Annotated in this window: 19 protein-coding genes and 1 pseudogene; 15 read left to right on the forward strand and 5 right to left on the reverse strand. The window is 52.4% G+C overall.

The genetic code is table 11. From position 1 onward, the window contains the following. The first annotated feature begins 1 nt into the window (after position 1). The 3 genes and pseudogenes from GS3922_RS00250 to GS3922_RS00260 all read left to right on the forward strand — a co-directional run. Positions 2-925, forward strand: coding sequence for a TetR/AcrR family transcriptional regulator (locus GS3922_RS00250; RefSeq protein ID WP_063164685.1), 924 nt, complete (start codon positions 2-4; stop codon positions 923-925). Continuing rightward, a complete protein-coding gene (locus GS3922_RS00255) occupies positions 910-2,520 on the forward strand; it encodes an MDR family MFS transporter (RefSeq protein WP_269465520.1) in 1,611 nt (536 codons plus the stop codon). Before GS3922_RS00250 ends, GS3922_RS00255 begins: the two co-directional genes overlap by 16 nt. 153 nt (positions 2,521-2,673) lie before the next feature. Beyond that, positions 2,674-3,084, forward strand: a pseudogene (locus tag GS3922_RS00260) (zinc ribbon domain-containing protein); the annotation flags it as partial. 268 nt (positions 3,085-3,352) lie between these two features. Here the strand turns inward: GS3922_RS00260 and GS3922_RS00265 are convergent. The 3 genes from GS3922_RS00265 to GS3922_RS00275 form a co-directional block, all read right to left on the reverse strand. Further along, positions 3,353-3,712 (reverse strand): DUF779 domain-containing protein, encoded by a 360-nt coding sequence (locus GS3922_RS00265; RefSeq protein WP_063164686.1) that lies wholly within the window; start codon positions 3,710-3,712, stop codon positions 3,353-3,355. Between the two features lie 180 nt (positions 3,713-3,892). Next, positions 3,893-5,413, reverse strand: coding sequence for an aldehyde dehydrogenase (adh, locus tag GS3922_RS00270; protein ID WP_063164687.1), 1,521 nt, complete (start codon positions 5,411-5,413; stop codon positions 3,893-3,895). Between the two features lie 564 nt (positions 5,414-5,977). Then, on the reverse strand, positions 5,978-6,577 hold the full coding sequence (locus tag GS3922_RS00275) for a hypothetical protein (protein ID WP_082816503.1): 600 nt from the start codon (positions 6,575-6,577) through the stop codon (positions 5,978-5,980). A gap of 54 nt (positions 6,578-6,631) precedes the next feature. On the opposite strand from GS3922_RS00275, the gene GS3922_RS17470 reads away from it, so the two are divergent. The 5 genes from GS3922_RS17470 (at position 6,632) to GS3922_RS00295 (ending at position 10,698) form a co-directional block, all read left to right on the forward strand. Further along, positions 6,632-6,769: a hypothetical protein gene (locus GS3922_RS17470; RefSeq protein ID WP_156485815.1), complete on the forward strand. Its 138-nt coding sequence runs from the start codon at positions 6,632-6,634 to the stop codon at positions 6,767-6,769. Between the two features lie 192 nt (positions 6,770-6,961). Continuing rightward, positions 6,962-7,396, forward strand: coding sequence for a DUF1284 domain-containing protein (locus tag GS3922_RS00280; RefSeq protein WP_063164688.1), 435 nt, complete (start codon positions 6,962-6,964; stop codon positions 7,394-7,396). 150 nt (positions 7,397-7,546) lie between these two features. Then, positions 7,547-8,923: an aspartate kinase gene (locus tag GS3922_RS00285; protein WP_063164689.1), complete on the forward strand. Its 1,377-nt coding sequence runs from the start codon at positions 7,547-7,549 to the stop codon at positions 8,921-8,923. Positions 8,924-9,067: 144 nt separating this feature from the next. Further along, entirely contained in the window at positions 9,068-10,003 is a 936-nt protein-coding gene (locus tag GS3922_RS00290; RefSeq protein ID WP_413229262.1) for a processed acidic surface protein, read from the forward strand. A 23-nt stretch (positions 10,004-10,026) separates the two neighbouring features. Continuing rightward, positions 10,027-10,698 carry a class D sortase gene (locus GS3922_RS00295; RefSeq protein ID WP_063164691.1) on the forward strand — a complete coding sequence of 224 codons (672 nt, stop codon included), beginning with the start codon at positions 10,027-10,029 and terminating at the stop codon, positions 10,696-10,698. Positions 10,699-10,812: 114 nt separating this feature from the next. On the opposite strand, the gene GS3922_RS00300 is transcribed toward GS3922_RS00295, so the two are convergent. After that, positions 10,813-11,253 carry a YwpF-like family protein gene (locus tag GS3922_RS00300; RefSeq protein ID WP_063164692.1) on the reverse strand — a complete coding sequence of 147 codons (441 nt, stop codon included), beginning with the start codon at positions 11,251-11,253 and terminating at the stop codon, positions 10,813-10,815. Positions 11,254-11,524: 271 nt separating this feature from the next. Here GS3922_RS00300 and ssb point away from each other — a divergent pair, with 271 nt between their 5' ends. Next, positions 11,525-11,884: a single-stranded DNA-binding protein gene (ssb, locus tag GS3922_RS00305; RefSeq protein WP_172796417.1), complete on the forward strand. Its 360-nt coding sequence runs from the start codon at positions 11,525-11,527 to the stop codon at positions 11,882-11,884. A gap of 131 nt (positions 11,885-12,015) precedes the next feature. Here the strand turns inward: ssb and GS3922_RS00310 are convergent, their stop codons facing one another. Beyond that, on the reverse strand, positions 12,016-12,426 hold the full coding sequence (locus GS3922_RS00310; RefSeq protein WP_063164693.1) for a helix-turn-helix domain-containing protein: 411 nt from the start codon (positions 12,424-12,426) through the stop codon (positions 12,016-12,018). Between the two features lie 215 nt (positions 12,427-12,641). On the opposite strand from GS3922_RS00310, the gene GS3922_RS00315 reads away from it, so the two are divergent. The 6 genes from GS3922_RS00315 (at position 12,642) to GS3922_RS00340 (ending at position 20,818) form a co-directional block, all read left to right on the forward strand. Then, a complete protein-coding gene (locus GS3922_RS00315; protein WP_082816505.1) occupies positions 12,642-13,139 on the forward strand; it encodes a hypothetical protein in 498 nt (165 codons plus the stop codon). A gap of 215 nt (positions 13,140-13,354) precedes the next feature. Beyond that, positions 13,355-14,734 (forward strand): C40 family peptidase, encoded by a 1,380-nt coding sequence (locus GS3922_RS00320; protein ID WP_063164695.1) that lies wholly within the window; start codon positions 13,355-13,357, stop codon positions 14,732-14,734. A gap of 791 nt (positions 14,735-15,525) precedes the next feature. Beyond that, entirely contained in the window at positions 15,526-16,671 is a 1,146-nt protein-coding gene (gene wecB, locus GS3922_RS00325; RefSeq protein WP_063164696.1) for a non-hydrolyzing UDP-N-acetylglucosamine 2-epimerase, read from the forward strand. Between the two features lie 79 nt (positions 16,672-16,750). Then, positions 16,751-17,164: a hypothetical protein gene (locus GS3922_RS00330; protein WP_063164697.1), complete on the forward strand. Its 414-nt coding sequence runs from the start codon at positions 16,751-16,753 to the stop codon at positions 17,162-17,164. Positions 17,165-17,385: 221 nt separating this feature from the next. After that, positions 17,386-18,798, forward strand: coding sequence for an N-acetylmuramoyl-L-alanine amidase (locus GS3922_RS00335; RefSeq protein WP_063164698.1), 1,413 nt, complete (start codon positions 17,386-17,388; stop codon positions 18,796-18,798). Positions 18,799-18,895: 97 nt separating this feature from the next. Beyond that, positions 18,896-20,818, forward strand: coding sequence for a S8 family peptidase (locus tag GS3922_RS00340; RefSeq protein ID WP_168157864.1), 1,923 nt, complete (start codon positions 18,896-18,898; stop codon positions 20,816-20,818). The last annotated feature ends 51 nt before the right edge of the window (positions 20,819-20,869 follow it).

The raw sequence follows: 20,869 nt of genomic DNA on the forward strand, positions 1-20,869 counted from the left end.
CATGGATGAACGGCGTGTTCAATTTATCGAAATTGCGATGAAGCTGTTTGCCGAAAAAGGGTATCATGCGACATCGATCCAAGATTTGGTGGAAGCATGGGGCATTTCGAAAGGAGCGTTTTATCATCATTTTTCTTCAAAAGAGGAACTGTTGCTGGCGGTGTTGCAGCATTACAGCGAGAACATGATGGCCGATTTGACAGCAGCGGCCGGCGGCGGGTCAGAAAAAGAACAGTTCATCCGCCAGCTGGCTGCTCATTTTTCTCATGTCCGCCAATACAAGGAGTTTTTGCATATAGTCATGTCGGAACAGCTGCCAAAAGTCAATCCGGAGATTGAGCGGTATATGTTCCGTCAGCACGGCCGTCTTTTTTTATGGTATTGCACCCGTCTTGAAGAAGTGTATGGGGAGGCGATTCGGCCGTATGTGTATGATGCGGCCATGATGGTGAACGGCATCGTGCGCCAATATTTGTTTTACTTTTTCTTTCACCAAGAGACGGTTAACGCGGAAGAAGCCGCTCGTTTCCTCATGCGCCGCTTCGACGCGATCATCGACAGCTTTGCGGCAGGCGAACGTCCGCTGTTGACGAAGGAGTCACTAGCCCCATGGATGGAGCTGGAAGAGCGCGAGCGGCAGAGACAACGGGAACGGCTGGCCTCGGCGTTTTCCGCTGTCCGGGAGGCGGCGAAGGAACTTGGCGCAAAGCAGGTGGATGATGTGCTTGAGGCGGTAGCTGCGCTCGAGGAGGAGCTGCTCGAACGCCATGAACCGCCGCGCGTCTATCTAGTCGAGGCGCTGCTTCTGTATTTGCGCCATCAACAAGCGCCTTCGCTTGCGTCGGCCTTGGCCGCGCTCAGTCAAGAAATGGAGACCTATCGACAATGGAATGGATGGGAGAGAGGAACATGGAAAAAGCATTAGCGGCGCCGGCCAGCACGATTCGGCATCGCCCGCTGCTCATTACAGGACTTATTATCGCCATGTTGTTTGCGGCGCTCGACGGAACGATCGTTGGCACCGCGATGCCGCGCATCGTCGGGGAGCTCGGCGGGCTTGGGGTGATGACATGGCTGACGACGGCGTACATGTTAACGTCGACAACCGTCGTGCCGATCGCCGGGAAGCTTGCCGACTTGCTTGGGCGGCGTCTCGTGTATGTAAGCGGACTTGTCATTTTTATGGCCGGCTCCGCACTGTGCGGCATGGCAAACGATATGACCCAGCTCATTATTTACCGCGGCATTCAAGGAATCGGCGGCGGCATTATGATGCCGCTGGCAATGATTGTTATTGGCGACGTGTTTACGGGGAAAGAGCGCGCCAAATGGCAAGGGGTGTTCGGCGGTCTGTACGGCCTCGCTTCGGTGCTGGGCCCGCAAATCGGCGGCTTTATCGTCGACCATTTGAACTGGCGTTGGGTGTTTTATATTAACTTGCCGGTCGGCATTTTAGCGACAGTGCTGATCGCGATGGGGTTAAGCAAGTACAAAGCCGAAGGGGCGGTGAAATTTGACATCGCCGGGATGACGACGCTGACGGTAGGTGTCGTCAGCTTATTGCTTGGGCTGACGTTTGGCGGCGACCGATATGGGTGGGGTTCATGGCAAATCATCTCGCTGTTTGCGGCGGCGGTGATCTTTTTCGCCTTGTTCATTTGGGCAGAGAAACGAGCCGGCGAACCCATCATTCCGCTTTGGCTGTTTCGCAACCGGACGTTTACGCTGCTGAACGGCATCGGCTTTTTCATGAGCATCGGCATGTTCGGAGCCATTATGTTTGTCCCGTTTTTTATGCAAGGCGTAGTTGGAGTGAGCGCCACAGAGTCAGGGACGATTATGACACCGATGATGGTGACGATGATGATCGGCAGCATCGTTGGCGGCCGACTCGTCTATCGAATTGGCGTGAAAACGCAGCTGATCATCGGTATGGCCATTATGTTGGCGGCGTTCGGTTTGCTTGACACGATGGATGTCGACACATCGAAAGGGACGGCAACGATGTATATGATCGTGCTCGGGCTCGGCACGGGGCTTGTGATGCCGATTTTAACGTTCGCTTTGCAAGAAAGCTTTCCAAAATCGGAGCTTGGCGTCGTGACGTCTTCAAGCCAATTTTTCCGCTCGATCGGCGGGACGTTCGGCATGACTGTGCTTGGCGCCATCATGAACCATCGCTCAAGCGCTTTGCTTGATGAACGGCTGATGCCAAAGCTTGAAGCGCTGCCGGCGCAGGCAAACGGGCTTGTTGATCGCTTTGCCGACATGATTCACTCTGATCCGCAAGGGCTGTACTCCGTCTTGCTCAGCCCGGAAGCGATGAAGAGCATTCCGGCTGCACTGCGCGACATGTTCGTGCCGGTGTTGAAGCAGTCGCTCGTTGATTCATTGCAATCTGTCTTTTTGTTTGCGCTTGTGTTTATCTTAATTAGGCGAGAAGACTCCCACTTCAACGAAGCGAAGCGGAGTAAGTGGGAGATGAATCGCCTTAACTATATTTTGCTGAAAATAGGATAGATTCAGTAAAATATAGTATCATATAGTTAGATGGGAGGTGAAAACATGTATTTTTGTATCAAACAACAGCTAAATGGTTTGACCAAAGAAGAATACTTGACTCTTCGAGAACTGTGCCATATTGCCAAGAACATGTACAACGTCGGATTGTAAATTGGCAAACTTGTCATTGGCTATGCGGAAACATTACAACGCAATATTAATCTAGGAAAAAAGACAAATCAAAACTTTGTCAATATTCCTCTCGGTAACATAAAAGAAAAATTAGAATATCTTTGTGAATTTTACGGCATTGAATTCTTGAAACAGGAAGAATCATATACGTCTCAAGCCAGCTTTTTTGACGGCGATGAGATTCCTGAATATAATGCCGACAATCCAAAAGAATATAAGTTCAGCGGCAAACGTATTAAGCGCGGCTTGTATCGAACAAAGTCTGGCAAACTAATTAATGCTGATGTCAATGGCGCATTAAACATCTTAAAGAAAAGTAAAGCTGTAGACCTGAGTGTCTTATGCTCTAGCGGCGAAGTGGACACGCCTCAAAGAATAAGGATTGCTTGAAGCAGTCAAACTTCTTTGGAAGCCCCCACTTCAAATTTTCGCTAGAAAATTAAGTGGGGGTAGTTCACTGCGGTCGGCTTATTGTTTGTGTTCGGTTTGAGACGGATTGAATTGTCCGATCGGACGGGGGCGAAACCAAAAGTAGACATGGCCGAGTGACGGTCCTCATCATAAAAACCCGGTGGAACGCGCCTCACTCAAGGCGGATCCGCCGGGTTTTTTTCGATGAGCAGCACAGCCCTCCACGAGGCGGGTGACTTGCGAGCCGCTATGCGTCTTCCGTCCCGGCGCTCTGTCCGAAGACGCGCGAGCGGGTGAGAAAGCGGACGCCTTCCGGACCTTCAAGCGAAAACATGCCGCCGCGCCCGGGAACGACGTCGATGATCAGTTGCGTGTGCTTCCAATATTCGTATTGCGCCTTGGCGATGTAAAACGGGCAGCCGCCGATTTCGCCAAGCAGGACGTCGGAATCGCCGACAATCAGCTCGCCGAGCGGATAGCACATCGGCGAGCTGCCGTCGCAGCACCCGCCCGATTGGTGGAACATGAGCGGGCCGTACTTTGCTTTCAGCTTTTCGATTAATGCCAACGCCGCTTCGGTGGCGATTACTTTCGGTTCATCGCCCATTACGTCCCCTCCTTATGCATTCGATTTCCGTTTTCGATATTGACGCTCGCCCGGCGGTCTGCCGAAGCGGGACAACAGCGGTGTCGCCAAAGGCAAAAGAGGGTGTCCCGGACAGGTCGGGACACCTCGTCAAAACGGCGGGTGCTTCGCCTCGAAAGGAAGAGGCGGGGTGGGTGAATATTAGAACAAGCCGAGTTTTTTCGGCGAATAGCTGACGAGCAAGTTTTTCGTTTGCTGGTAATGGTCAAGCATCATTTTGTGCGTTTCGCGGCCGATGCCGGACATTTTGTAGCCGCCGAACGCCGCGTGAGCCGGGTAGACGTGGTAGCAGTTCGTCCAAACGCGGCCGGCTTGAATGCCGCGGCCGAACCGGTACGCCGTGTTGATGTCGCGCGTCCAGACGCCGGCGCCAAGGCCATACAGCGTCTCATTGGCGATGGCGAGCGCTTCATCGTTGTCTTTGAACGTCGTGACGGCCAACACCGGCCCGAAAATTTCTTCTTGGAAAATGCGCATTTTGTTATGTCCTTTGAAAATCGTCGGTTTGACGTAATACCCGCCGGCAAACTCGCCTTCAAGCATGTTCCGCTCACCGCCGATCAACAGCTCGGCGCCTTCCTGTTTGCCGATGTCGATGTACGATAAAATTTTCTCGAGCTGCTCCGACGACGCTTGGGCGCCGATCATCGTTTCCGTGTCAAGCGGGTTGCCTTGTTTAATTTGTTTGACGCGTTCAAGCGCCCGTTCCATAAACGCATCGTAAATCGATTCGTGGATGATCGCGCGCGACGGGCATGTGCACACTTCGCCTTGGTTTAAGGCGAACATCGTCAACCCTTCGAGCGCTTTATCGAGAAACTCGTCATCTTTGTCCATCACATCAGGGAAGAAAATGTTCGGTGACTTGCCGCCAAGTTCAAGCGTAACCGGAACGATGTTTTGTGAGGCGTATTGCATGATGAGCCGTCCGGTCGTCGTTTCGCCGGTGAACGCCACTTTCGCCACGCGCGGATTTGAAGCGAGCGGCTTGCCGGCTTCTAAGCCAAAGCCGTTCACAACGTTGACGACGCCAGGTGGAAGCAAATCTTCGATGAGTTCGATGAGAACGAGGATTGACGTCGGCGTTTGCTCCGCCGGTTTCAACACGACGCAGTTGCCGGCCGCAAGCGCTGGCGCGAGTTTCCAAGCCGCCATTAAAATCGGGAAGTTCCACGGGATGATTTGCCCGACGACGCCGAGCGGTTCTTTGAAGTGATAGGCGACCGTGTCGTGATCGATTTCCGAAATCGTCCCTTCTTGGGCGCGAATGCAGCTGGCAAAATAGCGGAAATGATCGATGGCAAGCGGAATGTCAGCTGCCAACGTTTCGCGGATCGGCTTGCCGTTTTCCCACGTCTCCGCGACCGCGAGCCGTTCCAAGTTTTCTTCCATCCGATCGGCGATTTTGTTCAACAGGCGGGCGCGCTTGGCGGGTGAGGTGCGTCCCCATTCCTCTTTTGCCGCATGGGCAGCGTCAAGCGCCAGTTCGATATCAGCGGCTTTCGAGCGCGGCACTTCGCAATACGGCTGCCCGGTGATCGGCGTGATGTTTTCAAAATACTCGCCGTCCACCGGCGGCACCCATTTGCCGCCAATAAAGTTTTCATAGCGCTTTTTGAACGTGACAAGCGACCCCGGCTGGCCTGGTTGTGCGTAAATCATCCCCGATTCCCCTTTCATTTGAATATCTGTATACGCTTTCAATAGAAGGAATATTAGAAAAATTCCTCCCGATGATTAGATTAGCATGGCTGGACAATATTGTCAAGCGAGAAGCGTGCTGGCGGCGGGAATCGTTTGGAGGGGAGCAGGCGTTTCGCTGTCCCGCTCCTAGAAGAATGGTGTTCGAAAGCTGTGAACTGCTCACCGCTTAGCTAGCGCTTGAAGTAAGAGGTTCTCAGTTCCGCGACGAAAGACGGCTTTCGTCTCCCTGAGCGTGACTTCGGGTTGTTCTAACCCGAGGCAGCCGATGATTCGGAGTCCTGTCGTGCCTTGGATAGTTTACGCATGGAAGGCTTCGCTCGGCTTTCGCATTGGATGTTCTCCACGCCCCCCCTGCGATCCAGTTCGCCAAGAACATGATATGCATTGATTTTATCAAGTGTTTTGGCTGACGCCAGCCGACCTTCATCTCCCGCCTCCTTACTGGGCTATGGCCCTGCCCATTCCTTGAGGCGGGAGGCTTCTTTCGGAAATTACGTGAAATCATCATCCCTCGAAACGGGATTAATCCACCTCAAGCCCTTCAAGCCAGCGGCTTGCGTATACGCCGCAAAGGTGATGGAACACCTCGAGCAGTTCGTTCGGATCGGCGGCGAAAAATGTACGGGCGGCTGATTCGTTTTCCTCCCGGCCGAATTCGATTAAAAAATCGGTGGCGATCCGGTTGAACAAGAGCAGCGCGCTGTAAGAGCGCTCCAGTTGGCGTTTCCGTTCTGCCGCATCAGCGATGTCTGCAAACGGGCGTCCGTACCGCTCGACAAGCTCCGGAAGGCGACGGCGGATCGCCTGCTGGGCGTCAGTCAGCATCGCCTCGATCGTGCCTGGCGATAAAAACGTCTGCTCGCGCAGCATATAGCCCCAAATTTGTTTTAACGCGTGCGCCGATTCACTTGCAAAAGCGATATTGCTAAGCAAATCGTTCATATACCGTTCCTCGTCGGCTGCTTGAATGCGCAGTTTCATAATGATTTCAAGCACATCGGAATGGACTTTTTCTTTCCGCCATGGCTTCGTCAGTTCATGAAGCAAGATGGAAAGCAAACGAGCCGCTTCGTCTTTTGTCATCATCAGCCAATCCTTTCGTCGCAAAGTCATCGCTTTCATTTTACCATGACCACTTATGCGTCTCCTACCCTTGAAACAGTCGGGGATGCGGGAATGACTGACAGAAGGAAAGAAAGGGCGATCGTGCCCTTGGCGAAGCGCGGGAAAGAAGAGGGTTCTGAAATCGGCATTGCTGAAAGACCATCGTTCACGTATGATGATAAAGAGGAACATCGTCCAGAAGACTGGTGATTTCGTGCAAAACACGGTCGATCCCAGCTGTTTGTCAATGAGAGAACGCTTGCGAAATTTTGGGCCAAATGCCGCCCATTTGTGCGCGGCAGCCGTTTTTCACCGGCCTTCTAGAATATCCGGGCGAAAGAGAGGCATATTCGAGCGCGCCCGGCGCATGCTCGAACAAAGGAGAGGGAAGGGGAGAGAGGCATGAAACCGTTGCGCCTGCGCGGCCATCATTTGCTTTGTGTGCACGGATTCCGTGGCATGGGCTACAGCCCGTCGTTTGTCGCAAAAATGTGGGAGATCGTCAGGCGAATTCGCGATGAAGAGGACGATTTTCCGATTGAGGTGGTGGCGGCGCTTGATGAGGCGTGCCTCGCCTGTCCGCACCATGGCGAAACGACATGCGAAGCCGGCCCGAATTCCGATGACCACGTGCGGTCACTTGATGGAAACGTCATTCGCCATTTAGGTTTGAAGGCAGGGAACGTATATCAGAAATCGGAATTGATCCGGCGGACGGCGGAAATGGTTGAACCGGACGATTTGGACCATTTATGCCGCCATTGTTCATGGCTTCCGTATGGCGTCTGCAAAGAAGGAATCGCCAATGTCCGCCGCGGGAACATTGCCCAAATATAAATGATTTCGGTTATCACCGGCGTCACTGCTCCGGATCGGCAGGGATTTGCAACGTTCGCGGAAATTTCTAAAAAATGAATGATTCCACGAGCTGAAAAATGTGATATGATAAACAATTATAAAGACTTTCGACAGAAAGGGTCATGGAACATGAAAGTAGCCAAGTTCGGTGGAAGCTCGGTGGCGAGCGCCGTGCAATTCCGCAAAGTGGCTGATATTGTCAGTTCGGATATCGAACGCCGCATCGTCGTCGTATCGGCGCCTGGAAAGCGATACAAAGACGATGTGAAAGTGACGGACATGCTGATTCGGCTGGCTGAGCAAGTGTTGGCCGGTGAACCGTACGAGGAAACGATGCAGACGATCGCGAAACGGTACGCTGACATTGCCGATGAGCTCGAACTGGAAGCTGACGGGTTTTTGGCTGAGCTTGCGGATGATTTGCAGTCAAAAATTAGCGCCTATCGGAACGAGCCGGCCCGCCTGCTTGATGCCATCAAAGCGAGCGGGGAAGATCATAATGCGCGGCTGATGGCGCTCTATTTGCAAGATGTTGGGCTCGAAGCGAGCTATGTCAGCCCGCTTGAGGCCGGCATTGTCGTGACGGATGAACCGGGCAACGCCCAAGTGCTTCCGGAGTCGTATGAAAAGCTGCGGCAGCTGCGCGAACGCCGCGGTGTGCTCGTGATCCCGGGCTTTTTCGGCTATTCCCCATCCGGTCATATCGTCACCTTCCCGCGCGGCGGGTCGGATATTACCGGTTCGATCGTTGCCGCGGGCGTAAAAGCTGATGTATACGAAAACTTTACTGACGTTGATTCGATTTATTGCGTCAACCCGTCGATCGTCGCCGATGCACGCAAACTGAAAGAAATTACGTATCGGGAAATGCGCGAGCTGTCGTATTCCGGCTTTTCTGTCTTTCATGACGAGGCGCTCGAGCCGGTATATCGGGCCGGCATTCCGGTTTGTGTAAAAAATACGAACAATCCGGCCGCCCCAGGCACATGGATCGTCGCCAAACGCAACCATATCGACGAACCGGTCGCCGGCATTGCCAGCGACACCGGCTTTTGCAGCATCAACATTAGCAAATACTTAATGAACCGCGAAATCGGCTTTGGCCGGCGCGTGCTGCAAATTTTAGAAGACGAAGGCATTTCATACGAACATACGCCGTCAGGTATTGACAACATGTCGGTCATTTTGCGGGCAAGCCAGCTTGCCGACGGGAAAGATGAGCGCATTTTAGCCCGCATCCGCGAGGAGCTCGCTGTCGATGAAGTGACGATTGAGTACGGATTGGCGCTCATCATGGTCGTTGGCGAAGGGATGGAAAAAACGGTCGGAATGGCCGCAAAAGCGGCAACGGCGCTCGCTAACGCCAACATTAACTTAGAGATGATCAACCAAGGGTCATCGGAAGTCAGCATGATGTTTGGCGTCAAAGAGGACGTCGTCAACGAGGCGGTTCGCGCGCTATATCACGCCTACTTTCAAGAGCTGACCGTCAGTCAGCCGTCATAAGGAAAAGGATGTCCGGGCTTGCGGGCATCCTTTTTTCATTGTGTTCGTACGTTTGTTTCCGCCGTTGCTGTTTTTCATACATAGGAAGGAGACGTTCGGAAAATACTACCAATGTACGGAAACGGCAACGGAAAGGAGGAAACAATGGTGAAAAAATGGGTTATTGTGGCTGCTTCTTTGGTGACATTGGCGTTGTCCCCGGCCGGCGCCACAGCTGCCATCAACCGAGCAGAACTCGAACAGTACGCGGAAAGCGTCGGCTGGACGGTAAGCAACTTGCTTACTTATTTAGATCGGTACGGGCTGACCGTCGCCGATTTTCGCTCAATGGAGGAGCTGCAACGATGGCTTGGCACGCCGCTGACCGACGAGCGGCTCCATGCGGTGTTGCGTCGGCACGGGCTGACTGTCGAGGAGCTCGATGCGCTGCTCGGGCAGTTTGGCGAAACAGTGCAAGATTATACGTTCGTGGAAGACTTGGATCGCGCCATTCGTTTTTACTCCAAGCATAACGCCGCCATGCAGCAAATGAACGATTTGCTTGGAGCATTAGGAATGACGGAAAAGGAAGTGCGCGAGCTCACCCGTCATATCGCCTCGCTTGGCGATCCGCAGCTGCCTAGGCAGCTAGCGGCGCTCAGCGGGCGGCTGCGCCCGTTTGAAGAGACAGAGGGGCCATGGACCAACGAAGCGCGCCGCGAACTGCGGGCGATTTGGGACGAAGCGCTCGCCTTGCTGCAGCTTGAGGCCAAGCTTTATGTGGATGGGCGGGAAACGGGATGGTCAGAAGCGGCTGCGGCAGCTGCTGCAGAGCCGATCGTCGTCAAATTGTATAACCGCCAAGGTGAGGAAATCGCCGATATTGCCGTCACGAGGGAAATGTTAACATCCGGCTATATCGTCCGCGCCGGGGAGAAAGGGATTGATGCCGGGTTGTTGGCGCTTGAGATGAAAGGGATGATGTACGGGGAAAAACTGCCGGATACCGCGTCACCATACGCGGCGCACGCTCTCGCCGGACTGCTGCTCGCCTCGGCCGGTTTCTTTCTTTATCGGCGGGTGGGGCGGCTCAACGGATGAGGGCGGTAAGGCATAAGCAACGTATGGCCCGGCTTCCTTGGCAACAACGGGCTGCTTGCTGCGCGGCGTTTCTGCTTATGACCATCGGAGTCGCGATGGCCGGCTGGAACGGGTATTGGTACACCGTTGGCTGGAAGGCGGCAAAGCAAGACGGCGAAGCCCCCGCCACGATGCGGCATGCGCCCGGGCCGGAAGCGAAAACGCCCCCTCAGGCCGCTCATTCTTCCGGAAGTGGCGAAGCCTCCTCGCCTCCGCCGCTTGGTGCCTACCTCGGCGAGCTTGCCATTCCGAAGCTCGGGGTGGCGATTCCGGTGTATGAAGGGGTCCGCGAACAAGAACTGCGCCGCGGTGTCGGCCATTACCCGGCGAGCGCCTGGCCGGGCGGCAACGGGCATGTCGTGTTGTCCGGCCACCGCGACACCGTGTTCCGCCGCTTCGGAGAAATCGGTATCGGCGATGCGCTCATCATTCGGACGAACAGCGCAGCCGTCCATTATCGCGTCGTCAACATCCGCATCGTCGACGACGACGACCGCACGGTTTTAGTCGATAAAGCACGGCCGACGTTGACCGTCACGACGTGCTACCCGTTTCATCTCATCGGCCCCGCCCCGAAACGCTACATCGTCACCGCCCGTCCAGTCCGGATTGACACCGCCGCCCGTGAGCTGTTACCGGGGCATGTCGGCATGTGACTTCGTTTCGAAAGAACCGATCCGTCGAGCGGAACAGTGAACGGAAAAAGGCCAGAACCCATGGTTCTCGCTCCTCTTTATTGAAAAAGGCTAGAGAGTGCGCTCCCTAGCCTTTTATCTTTCCCGGTTGCTATGTGTTCTCGCGCTATGCCGTTCGTCCATTTGCTGGCGAAATTCCTTGAGCAGCGCTTCGCCTTGCAGCCCTTTCTCGACGAGGCCGGCCAGCACGACTTCAGCCAAGTGGGTCCGCCTTGGGATCATCAGTCCTTCCATTAGGACGCTAATATGGCCGTTCATTTTTGTGATCGAGCGGACGGCGACAAGCATGTTCGCTGGATCGTTGCCCGGATTGGTGATCGTCACTTGCAGCTGAAATTCCCGTTGTTCTTTCAAGCCGGCAAACATCGGCTCATAGTCATCATCCAAATACGCTTCAACAAGCCAGCGGTTTTGGCCATCCTCTTTATTGATAATCAAGCCGTCAATAAACGGGATGTCCCGGCGGCGCATTTCCCCATCAATGACCGAGAGCCCGACAAGCTTGAACGTTTTCATCTCGCCCACCTCATTACCGTTGTCTTACCCATGATTATAGCATAGGCAGCTAGGAGAAGAAAAACCGGATGATGCACCCGCGTCTGCAAAAGCTACCCACATTTTTTGCCGTGGAATGACAAAAACACCATTTTGCCGCATCATTGTTGACGCAACCTTCGCCTTTTTCGACGATTGTATGGATAGATTGCGCAGAAAAATGCAAAAATCGCGATTTTACGGCAAAAAACGCGATCATTTATGATAAGGATGCGGTGGACAGAAAGGGGGAATGCAACGGAACATGATCAATCAAGTCGTACTTGTCGGCCGGTTGACGAAGGACCCGGAGCTTCGCTACACGGCCGAGGGGGCGGCCGTGACAACCGTTACGCTGGCGGTAGCGAGAAATTTTCGCAATGCGGAAGGGGGGGTTGATGCCGATTTCATTCCGTGTGTTTTATGGCGGAAAACGGCGGAACATACCGCCAATTACTGCCGAAAAGGATCAATGGTGGCGGTAACGGGAAGAATTCAGACGCGCCGCTATGACAATAAAGATGGCCAGCGCGTCTATGTGACCGAAGTCGTCGCCGATTCCGTTCAGTTTCTCCACTCCGGCAAAGCGCGGGAATGGCCGGAGCATGTCTAGCTGTTTCCCCATTCATGCCTTTCTTAGCGAATCCCCAAGAGAAAGAACGTTTCCTCACAACTTCCCCAATGATGGCGCTAGCAACCGATGTTAGCGCTTTTTTCTGCTGGGCATGGTTGGGCAAGAGGGTGTCAGCCGATGGCTTCGGCACACTCCTTAATGATCGTCATCAACATCGTTTCGACATGTTTTCGCTTTTTCTCAGGCAATTTCGTCAGCGTGTACATCGCTTCACTCATATCTTGGTTTTGCAGCAAATAGTCAATCGCGGCGAGCGTCTTTTCGTTTATTTCCGTTGTTCCGTAAAGCCTTTTGACCTCACGCAGCACTTCCTGCCGTTGCACCTCGCTGCCAATTAGAAAATCAGCACTGACATGAAACAAACGGCATAACTTTTCAAGCGATTGGATATCCGGGAGCAAGCTGCCGTTTTCCCACTTGCTGATTTGCGAGCGGGATACGTTTAACTGCTCAGCCAGCTGCTCTTGGGTCCAGCGTTGCTGTTTCCGCAGCCTTTTCAGCATCTCACCGAGGTTTTTCATCGTTTGTCACCACGCTTTACATCATTATCTTAAAGATAGGAAAGCGCGGTGGTGAATTTTGTTCCTTTCCAGACCATTAACTATATACGTTCGTGATTAGAACGATATTGCATTTTCTACCAACGGTCGACATCTTTTTTCCTTCGGTTAGACATAGTACAATAAGTAAAAAAGGGTAAATATTTACTATTACTGTAGGAAAAAGAGGGATCGAAGTGAATATTTATCTCGCCGATTTCATTGTCCGTGAACGGAACGAAGCCAAAAAAGGGAAAAACATGTACCGCATATTTATTAAGGAAATGAAGAATCCATTCTCCATCCGATTGAAAACGATCGTCCCCACCAATTTCACTGATTCGCTCCGTTGCCTGAGAAGCGAAGAGGAGCCAGGGCGTTTTTCATTCGAAGGCGAGGCGCTGTTCCGCACGGTTGCCTGCTCGGATGAGGCTCAGCTTTATTTTGTGTTTAAATGTGTCAGCCAGCTTTACATGTTTATCGTCAAGCTCGATCTCCGCCTAAAAAAATTAGCCGTTGCCCTCTACGAATGGAATCAGCTCCAACAAAAATACATGTTAATCCGCACCAATGAATGGCTGGCCATGGAACGGCAGCTCATTGATGAAATTTTACAGTCGATCTATATTTGTGATCACCGCCGCATTTCTTATTTGTTTACATGTCCAGCCCGGAACAACCGTGAAAAGCGATAAGGGATCGTTGAGCCATCATTCATCCCTCCATTTCCCAATGAAAAAAAATGTTTCCTCCCAAGGTATATGTTCGTTATACTTAAAGCAAAGGGAAAACGTCGGTTTTTGCCGGAAAGTGTGCTCGATTTGTCGGTTTTCGCCGCAAAGTGACGCACTGGGCCAACGCCGGCGGCAGAAAAAAACGATCGAAACCAGGGAAGGGAGAGGGAACGAAAGTGAAGTCAAGTCATATCGTGTTAGCCACCGCCTTTGCCTCTGCGCTCTTTTTGGCGCCGGACGACGGGGAAGCAGCGGAATGGAAAGAAGGCATGAGTTCCCCAAAGGTGAAAGAGTTGCAGCAATTATTAAAGGAAAAAGGATTTTTTTCTTATCCGCAAGCTACGGGCTATTTTGGGCCCATTACGGAGGAGGCGGTGCGGGCGTTCCAACAAGCTGTCCATCTGCCAACAACCGGCGTCGTCGATGATGCGACTTACGCGAAGCTGCGTGCGTTCGTTCCAACGGCTCGCCCGTTATCCGTCGGCATGCGCGGCGACGATGTGAAAGTGCTTCAACAGCAGCTCAAACAGCTCGGTTATTTCCAATACCCACAGATTACCGGCTATTTCGGGACGGTGACCGAAGCGGCCGTGAAGCAGTTTCAACAAGCGAATGGGCTTCCCGCCACTGGAAAAGCCGATGCCGTGACAATCGAGCGCCTTCGGCAAGCGGCCAGCCAACGGACAACCGCCACATCGTCTTCATCGGCGACGCTCAGCATCGGTTCACGCGGTTCCAAGGTTAGCGAGCTGCAAAACAACTTAAAGCGCCTCGGCTATTTTACCTACCCGAAGATTACTGGCTACTATGGAACAGTGACAGCGGACGCCGTCCGCCGTTTCCAAAAGGATAACGGCTTGCCAGCGACCGGTTCGGCTGATTCAACAACGCTCACACGCATTGCCGATGCGGTGAAGAAAAAAATCGCACCGCCGGCTGAAGAAAACCGCCCTTCCATTTATTTGACGATCGGCGCGCGCGGTGAAGAGGTGAAGCGGGTTCAGACCAATTTAAAACAGCTTGGCTATTTTACATACTCGGAGATTACCGGCTATTACGGAACCATTACCGCTGACGCCGTCCGCCGTTTCCAGAAGGATGCCAAACTTCAGGCGACGGGTATCGTGGATGACGCCACGTACGAGCGTCTCATCGGACAAGCTCCAGCACCTAAAGGACAAGCTCCGGCATCCAAACTCGACGTCATCGAACTGATTGCTGATGCGGCTGAGCTGCTCGGCACGCCGTACGTTTGGGGCGGCGAAACTCCGGAAGCCGGCTTTGACTGCAGCGGTTTTCTTACATACGTGTTCAAGCAACAAGGTGTTTCATTGCCGCGGACGGTGGCGGACATCTGGAGCGCTGGGAAACCGGTCTCTTCTCCAGCCGTCGGGGACATCGTGTTTTTTGAGACCTACAAAAAAGGCCCTTCCCATGCTGGCATTTACATCGGCAACGGTCAGTTCGTCCATAGCGGCGCTTCAACAGGTGTGACGACTAGCCAATTAAACAACCCGTATTGGAAAGCCCGCTACTTAGGGGCAAAGCGGTATTAGTGCACACTAGGGCTTCTTCAAGGGCTGTTCAAAGCGCTCATGGCTCGGAAAATGAATGATGGGACTGGCAAAAACGATTCGTGGTTTCTATAGCCATGAATCGTTGGCGCGGGCGGACAGCCTTTCCGGAGGAGAAAGCGCGGCGCACCTGCGGCTCCGGCTAGGGGCGGCAACGCGATATGGCAAGAGGGGGCACGAACCGCTTAAACGGGGTCGTGCTCTTTCATTTAGCGGCCAACGGTTGTCGAGAAAGCGAACATCGCCTGTTCTTGATGACGGTCGTTTGGGAGAATCTTCAACATCAACAGCCCTCCTTTTTGCCCACTGTTTTTGATTCCATCATCATTTTGCTAGCACGGTGGTGATGGAACGAAACATCCTGGCTCGCAGCAATCAATATTTCTTCAGTGGAGAAACGTCATTACTCTAGCTTTTTGGTTTGCTTGGGTTTACTCGCCATATAAGTTGAAATTTCGTTTTACACCCAGCTGATCACTAGCCACGTTATATCATATCAGCTTGTATGTCGATGAAAACCGAAACGAAAAATCGGAAATTTTTTATGGCAACTTATAGATAGAGACCATCTTTTTTCACCATCTTGATCAGGCGAAAGGGAAACGATAGTGTTTCACCAGTCCTTCAACTCATGCCGATAAAAGAAAGTACGTTTCTGGGCCGCGAGTTTTTGGAAATGGACAACCGAAAGTTGAGGAAGCGCTTCGATTATGGTAATGTAATTTGTTGAGGTTTTCTTTACCGCAGACGAATCGGAATAAGCAGGTGAAATGATGGGAACAAAACGGAAAGTGATGACGATTTTCGGCACAAGGCCCGAAGCGATCAAAATGGCGCCGCTTGTGTTGGAGTTGCAAAAACAATCCGAGTGGATCGAACCGATTGTCACCGTTACGGCGCAACATCGGCAAATGCTGGATCAAGTATTGGATCTATTCGGCATTCGCCCGGATTACGACTTGAACATTATGAAAGACCGTCAGACGCTCGCCGGTATTACGACCCGCGCCTTAGAAGGGCTCGATGACATTATGCGGAAAGTCAAGCCGGATTTAGTGCTTGTCCATGGCGATACGACGACGACGTTTGTCGCCAGCCTCGCCGCTTTTTATCATCAAATTGCGATCGGCCATGTTGAGGCGGGGTTGCGCACGTGGAACAAATATTCTCCATTTCCAGAAGAAATGAACCGGCAACTGACCGGGGTGATGGCTGATCTTCACTTCGCACCGACGAAAAAAGCGTACGACAATTTAATCCGGGAGAATAAAAAACCGGAGTCGATTTTTATCACCGGCAACACGGCGATCGATGCGTTACAAACAACGGTGAAAGACGATTATCGTCATGACATTCTCGACCAAATCGGCGATGACCGGATGATTTTGCTGACGGCCCATCGCCGCGAAAACCTTGGCGAGACGATGCGGGGCATGTTCCGGGCCATTAAGCGCCTTGTCGAAACCTATGACGACATCCAAGTCGTCTATCCTGTCCATCTGAACCCGGCAGTAAGGGAAGCGGCGGCCGAAGTGCTCGGTGATGATCCGCGCATTCACTTAATCGAACCGCTTGATGTTTTCGATTTCCATAACTTTGCTGCGCGGGCGTACTTAATTTTGACCGATTCCGGCGGCGTGCAGGAAGAAGCTCCGTCTCTTGGCGTGCCTGTTCTTGTGCTGCGCGACACGACCGAACGGCCGGAAGGCATCGAAGCCGGGACGCTGAAGCTGGCCGGGACGGACGAAGAGACGATTTACCGCATGGCGTCAGAGCTGCTAACGAACCGAAGCGAATACGAGGCCATGGCGAAAGCATCCAACCCGTACGGAGACGGCCAGGCTTCGAAACGGATTGTCGACGCGATTTTATACTATTTCGGCTACACCGCACAGCGACCGGAGGCGTTTCATTCATAAATCGTTGTATATGTCTGCCTATGAAGGGAAAAATAGTCAAGAAGAATTGCTGGGAGAGAGGAGGTCAAAAGGCGCAACGATGTTGAACCATCTCCCAAAAGAAGTGAAAATCAGCGTGACAAGGTCGATTTCCGCTGCGTTTGAGAAATATATGGAATCGATCCAATGGGATGAGCAAAAATATGAAATGGACAAGTTTTTAACTTATTGGCGAGAATACGCGGAAAAACATGCCTCATGGTTTCGCCAGCTAGACGATGCGGTCAAGCGTGATCCGCGTTTTCATGAGGAACTGGCTGATAAAATTAACGAAGTGATCGGAAAAATATTGCGTGAGCCGCCATCGGAGCAAGACATCAGGACGTTAAATGAGCTCATCGGCCGACGAGGACTGACCGATATTGATTATACGTGTAAAATGGAGGCAAAGTACCATATTCGTCGATTAACGGAACAAGAATATCTTCCGCACGATAAAAACCGGAAGTATTAGGGAATGGGCTTTTCTTTGATATGTCCTTGTTCAACGTTGTTTCGGGATGACGGCTGCAAAATAAAATTTAGGAAAAGAGCAGGTTGACACACTCGAGCGAGGGCCGAACGGATATGGCCGTCGCTTTTTTTCGTCAAAAAATGCGCTTCAGTATCTATTCATGACGTATGGCATTTATGGTAGAATGAGAGAAAAATGCATCGAAAAGGGAGAAAGAATGTATGAAAAGGAAGATACTTGTCGCTTTTTGTCTTGTATTGTTGGCAGTGTGGCCGATGCCGATGAGTCATCCGCAGGCTGCGCCATATTTTTACGACGTAGGCACGACGCACAGGGCAAAAAACGAAATTTATTACTTAGCCGAAGGGGAAATTGTGCTAGGGAGTGTATCGGGACATTTTTATCCAGCGAAATATGTAACAAGGGCGGAAGCGGCCGCTATTATTGGGCGAACGTTAAACTTTGACGGGGGACAGCGGGACACTCGCTTTAAGGATGTCGGAAAAGGAAATTTTGCCTCTGGGTACATACAAGAAGCAGCTGAACGCAACATCATCAACGGCTACCAAGATGGGACGTTCCGACCTGACCAGTTTGTGACGCGCGGGGAAATGGCGTTGCTCATTAATCGGGCGTATTCGCTTGGCGGAACTACGCTCTCAACGGCGGTGCAACAGTTGAAAATCAAGGGAATCGCGGAAGGGAAAGCGGATGGCACATTCGGCGAAGACGAGCCGATTATTCGGGCGGATTTTGCCGTATTTGTTGCAAGAGCCATCAATCCGCAATATCGCGTGAATGGCCAGCTGACATCCACCGGACAAGCAGTGGTCAATGCTTCGGCGTTGAATGTCCGCCGTGGTCCGTCTACCGGTTATAGTGCCATTGGTCTATTGTATAAAGGGCAGTCTGTCGATGTTGTGCATATTGTTGGCAACTGGGCGTATGTTCGTGCATCAGACTTAGAAGGGTTCGTGAGCCGCAGTTATTTAGTGGATGCGGGAGTTTCACAACCTGATGAAGGAGATGCACTATCAAACTATGTAAAAACGCAGACGCTCATTATTGACCCTGGGCATGGTGGCAGTGACCCTGGCGCGGCGGCGAACGGTCTTGTGGAAAAAAACATTAATTTGAATGTTGCGTTGAAAGTAAAATCGCTGTTTGAAAATACGGGCTTTAACATCGCCCTAACGAGAGAAACAGACGTATTTGTTCCGCTCAGCGGGCGCGTTTCCTTTGCGAAAGAGAAGGGAGGAAACGTATTTGTCAGCATCCATACGAATGCCGGGGGCGGAACGGGGACAGAGACGTATTATTACAGCGCCGCGGGAACCAATCCATATGTCGAACAAAGCAAAAAGCTGGCACAATGCATTCAAAAACGGCTCGTTGAGGCGTGGAATGCTGTTGACCGTGGAGCAAAAAGAGGCAATTTGCACGTATTGCGCGAAAACAATATGCCCGCTGTATTAGTGGAGCTCGGCTTTATTGATCGCGCCGAAGATGCGGAGAAGCTCGGGTCGTCGTATTGGCAAGAACAAGCGGCTAAAGCCATTTATCTCGGCATTCTTGACTACTACGCCTCGGAAACAGGTTTGGATTTTCAGCCGTTATATGATCGTGTTCAATAGCCGCAAAGACCATGCGTCTCCCGCTTCATCAAAGTAGTTGGGCTGTGGAAACATGTGGCTCCGTTTGGCTGATGCGGGAGTTGGGGAGAGGGTTCAGATGATCAAAAAGTGGTGGATGTTTTCCATCTGTATCGTGTTGATCGTCGCAGCGGCGGTGCCGGTTCGCGCGGCCGCTGCTTCTCATCCGCTGTTTGTCCATGTCATTGTCGCTTTTCAACAACAAGTGGATGAACAAGCGGTGACAACGCTGCAAGGAAATGTCACCAAACGGTTTGACGTGATTCCTGCGGTGGCAGCGACGGTCCCGATTACGGCGGTCGAGCTGTTGCGTCGTTGGCCGGGGGTTGACTACGTACAACAAGACACGACGGTGGCCATTGATCGCCAAGTCATTGACTGGGGAGTGGAAAAGACGAAAGCGTCCGTGATGCACCCCCAAGGTGTAACAGGAAAAGGGGTGAAAATCGCGATTTTGGATACGGGTGTTGATCCTAGTCACCCGGATTTGCGTGTAGCGGGCGGCGTTTGCTTGTTGTCCTCTTGCCCTCATTCTTATCAAGACGATAACGGGCATGGTACTCACGTTGCTGGAATTATCGCGGCAAAAGACAACGAGATCGGGACGGTCGGGGTGGCGCCTGATGCAAGCATTTATGCCGTGAAGGTATTGGATCGCTACGGAGAAGGAAATGTATCAGCCGTTTTATCAGGCATCGAATGGGCGATTGAGCACGATATAGATATTATTAATTTAAGCTTAGCCGCTCCAGAAGATGCCCCTGCCCTGAAAGCGGCCATTCAGAAAGCATATGAAAGCGGGGTTTTAGTCGTTGCTGCGGCTGGCAACAACGGCTATGCCAACGGCGCAGGGGATACGGTCGAATATCCGGCGAAGTATGATAGTGCCATCGCTGTCGCTGCGGTGAATAAAGAAAATGTTCGGTTGCCATACTCGGCGACGGGACCCGCGATCGAAGTAGCGGCTCCTGGGGAGGATGTGTACAGCACCGTGCCGGTTGCTCTTGACCGTGATGGCGTTCGTGACGGGTATACGCGCATGTCTGGAACGTCAATGGCAGCGCCGTTTGTGTCAGGAGTGCTCGCTTTGTATAAGCAACAATACCCGGAACGGACGAATCTCGAACTGCGTCAAATGTTAAGAGGCCGTGCCTTGGATTTGGGGGCGGCCGGGAAGGATCCGTGGTACGGCTATGGGCTCGTGCAGGCCGTGTCCAACCAGGCGCCCGAGCTGACAGTGAAGCTGTTGTCAGTGAAAAAAGGAGAAGTTGCTTTTTCCGTTACCCCAACAGGAAACGCCGTGAAAGGGTATCGTGTATACCGAAATGGGAAACGGCTCGAAACGTTGCAAACAGCGGCCACGTATACGGATTATGTCGTTAAAGGAATATACGAGTACGAATTTGCGTCCATACGCAATGATGGGACGGAGTCCGCGTTATCGGCCCCCATCACGGTAAACGTACCGGATCCCGATTATAAAGATTTGTCAGCAAGCGCTTGGTATATGCCGGAGATCGTCTACTTATCAAGCCAAGGGATTGTGTCCGGCTATAACAATGGAACGATTCAGCCTTATCAAACGATTACACGCGCCGAAGTCGCCGTGATGCTCGGCCGGGCGCTGCATCTTGACGGGACCAAGCGAGCGACAGTGTTTCGTGATGTTTCTTCTTCTGACTTCGCCTCTGGCTACATTCAAGCTGCCTATGAGCACGGACTGATCGCCGGGTATCCGGATGGAACGTTCCGCCCGCAGCAGCCGATTACGCGCGCCGAGACAGCCATCATGTTATCGCGAGCGTATCCGCTGCCGGACGGTTCGTCTATGATGTTTAAAGATGTGACGACAAGAGTGACCGGGCATGAGGCGATCGCCAAGTTGGCTGCTGCCCGAATCACAGAAGGGTATCCGGACGGCACGTTTCGGCCATATCAATTTGTTAAGCGACTCGAATTTTTCGTTTTTACAGCCCGTGCGGCGAACGAGCGGTTCCGGTAAAACGAAGAGGTTAGTTTGATGTCGTTTCTTCTCGAAAATCGCTGATCGTTC

The sequence above is a fragment of the Geobacillus subterraneus genome (assembly GCF_001618685.1).
Classification (GTDB): domain Bacteria; phylum Bacillota; class Bacilli; order Bacillales; family Anoxybacillaceae; genus Geobacillus; species Geobacillus subterraneus.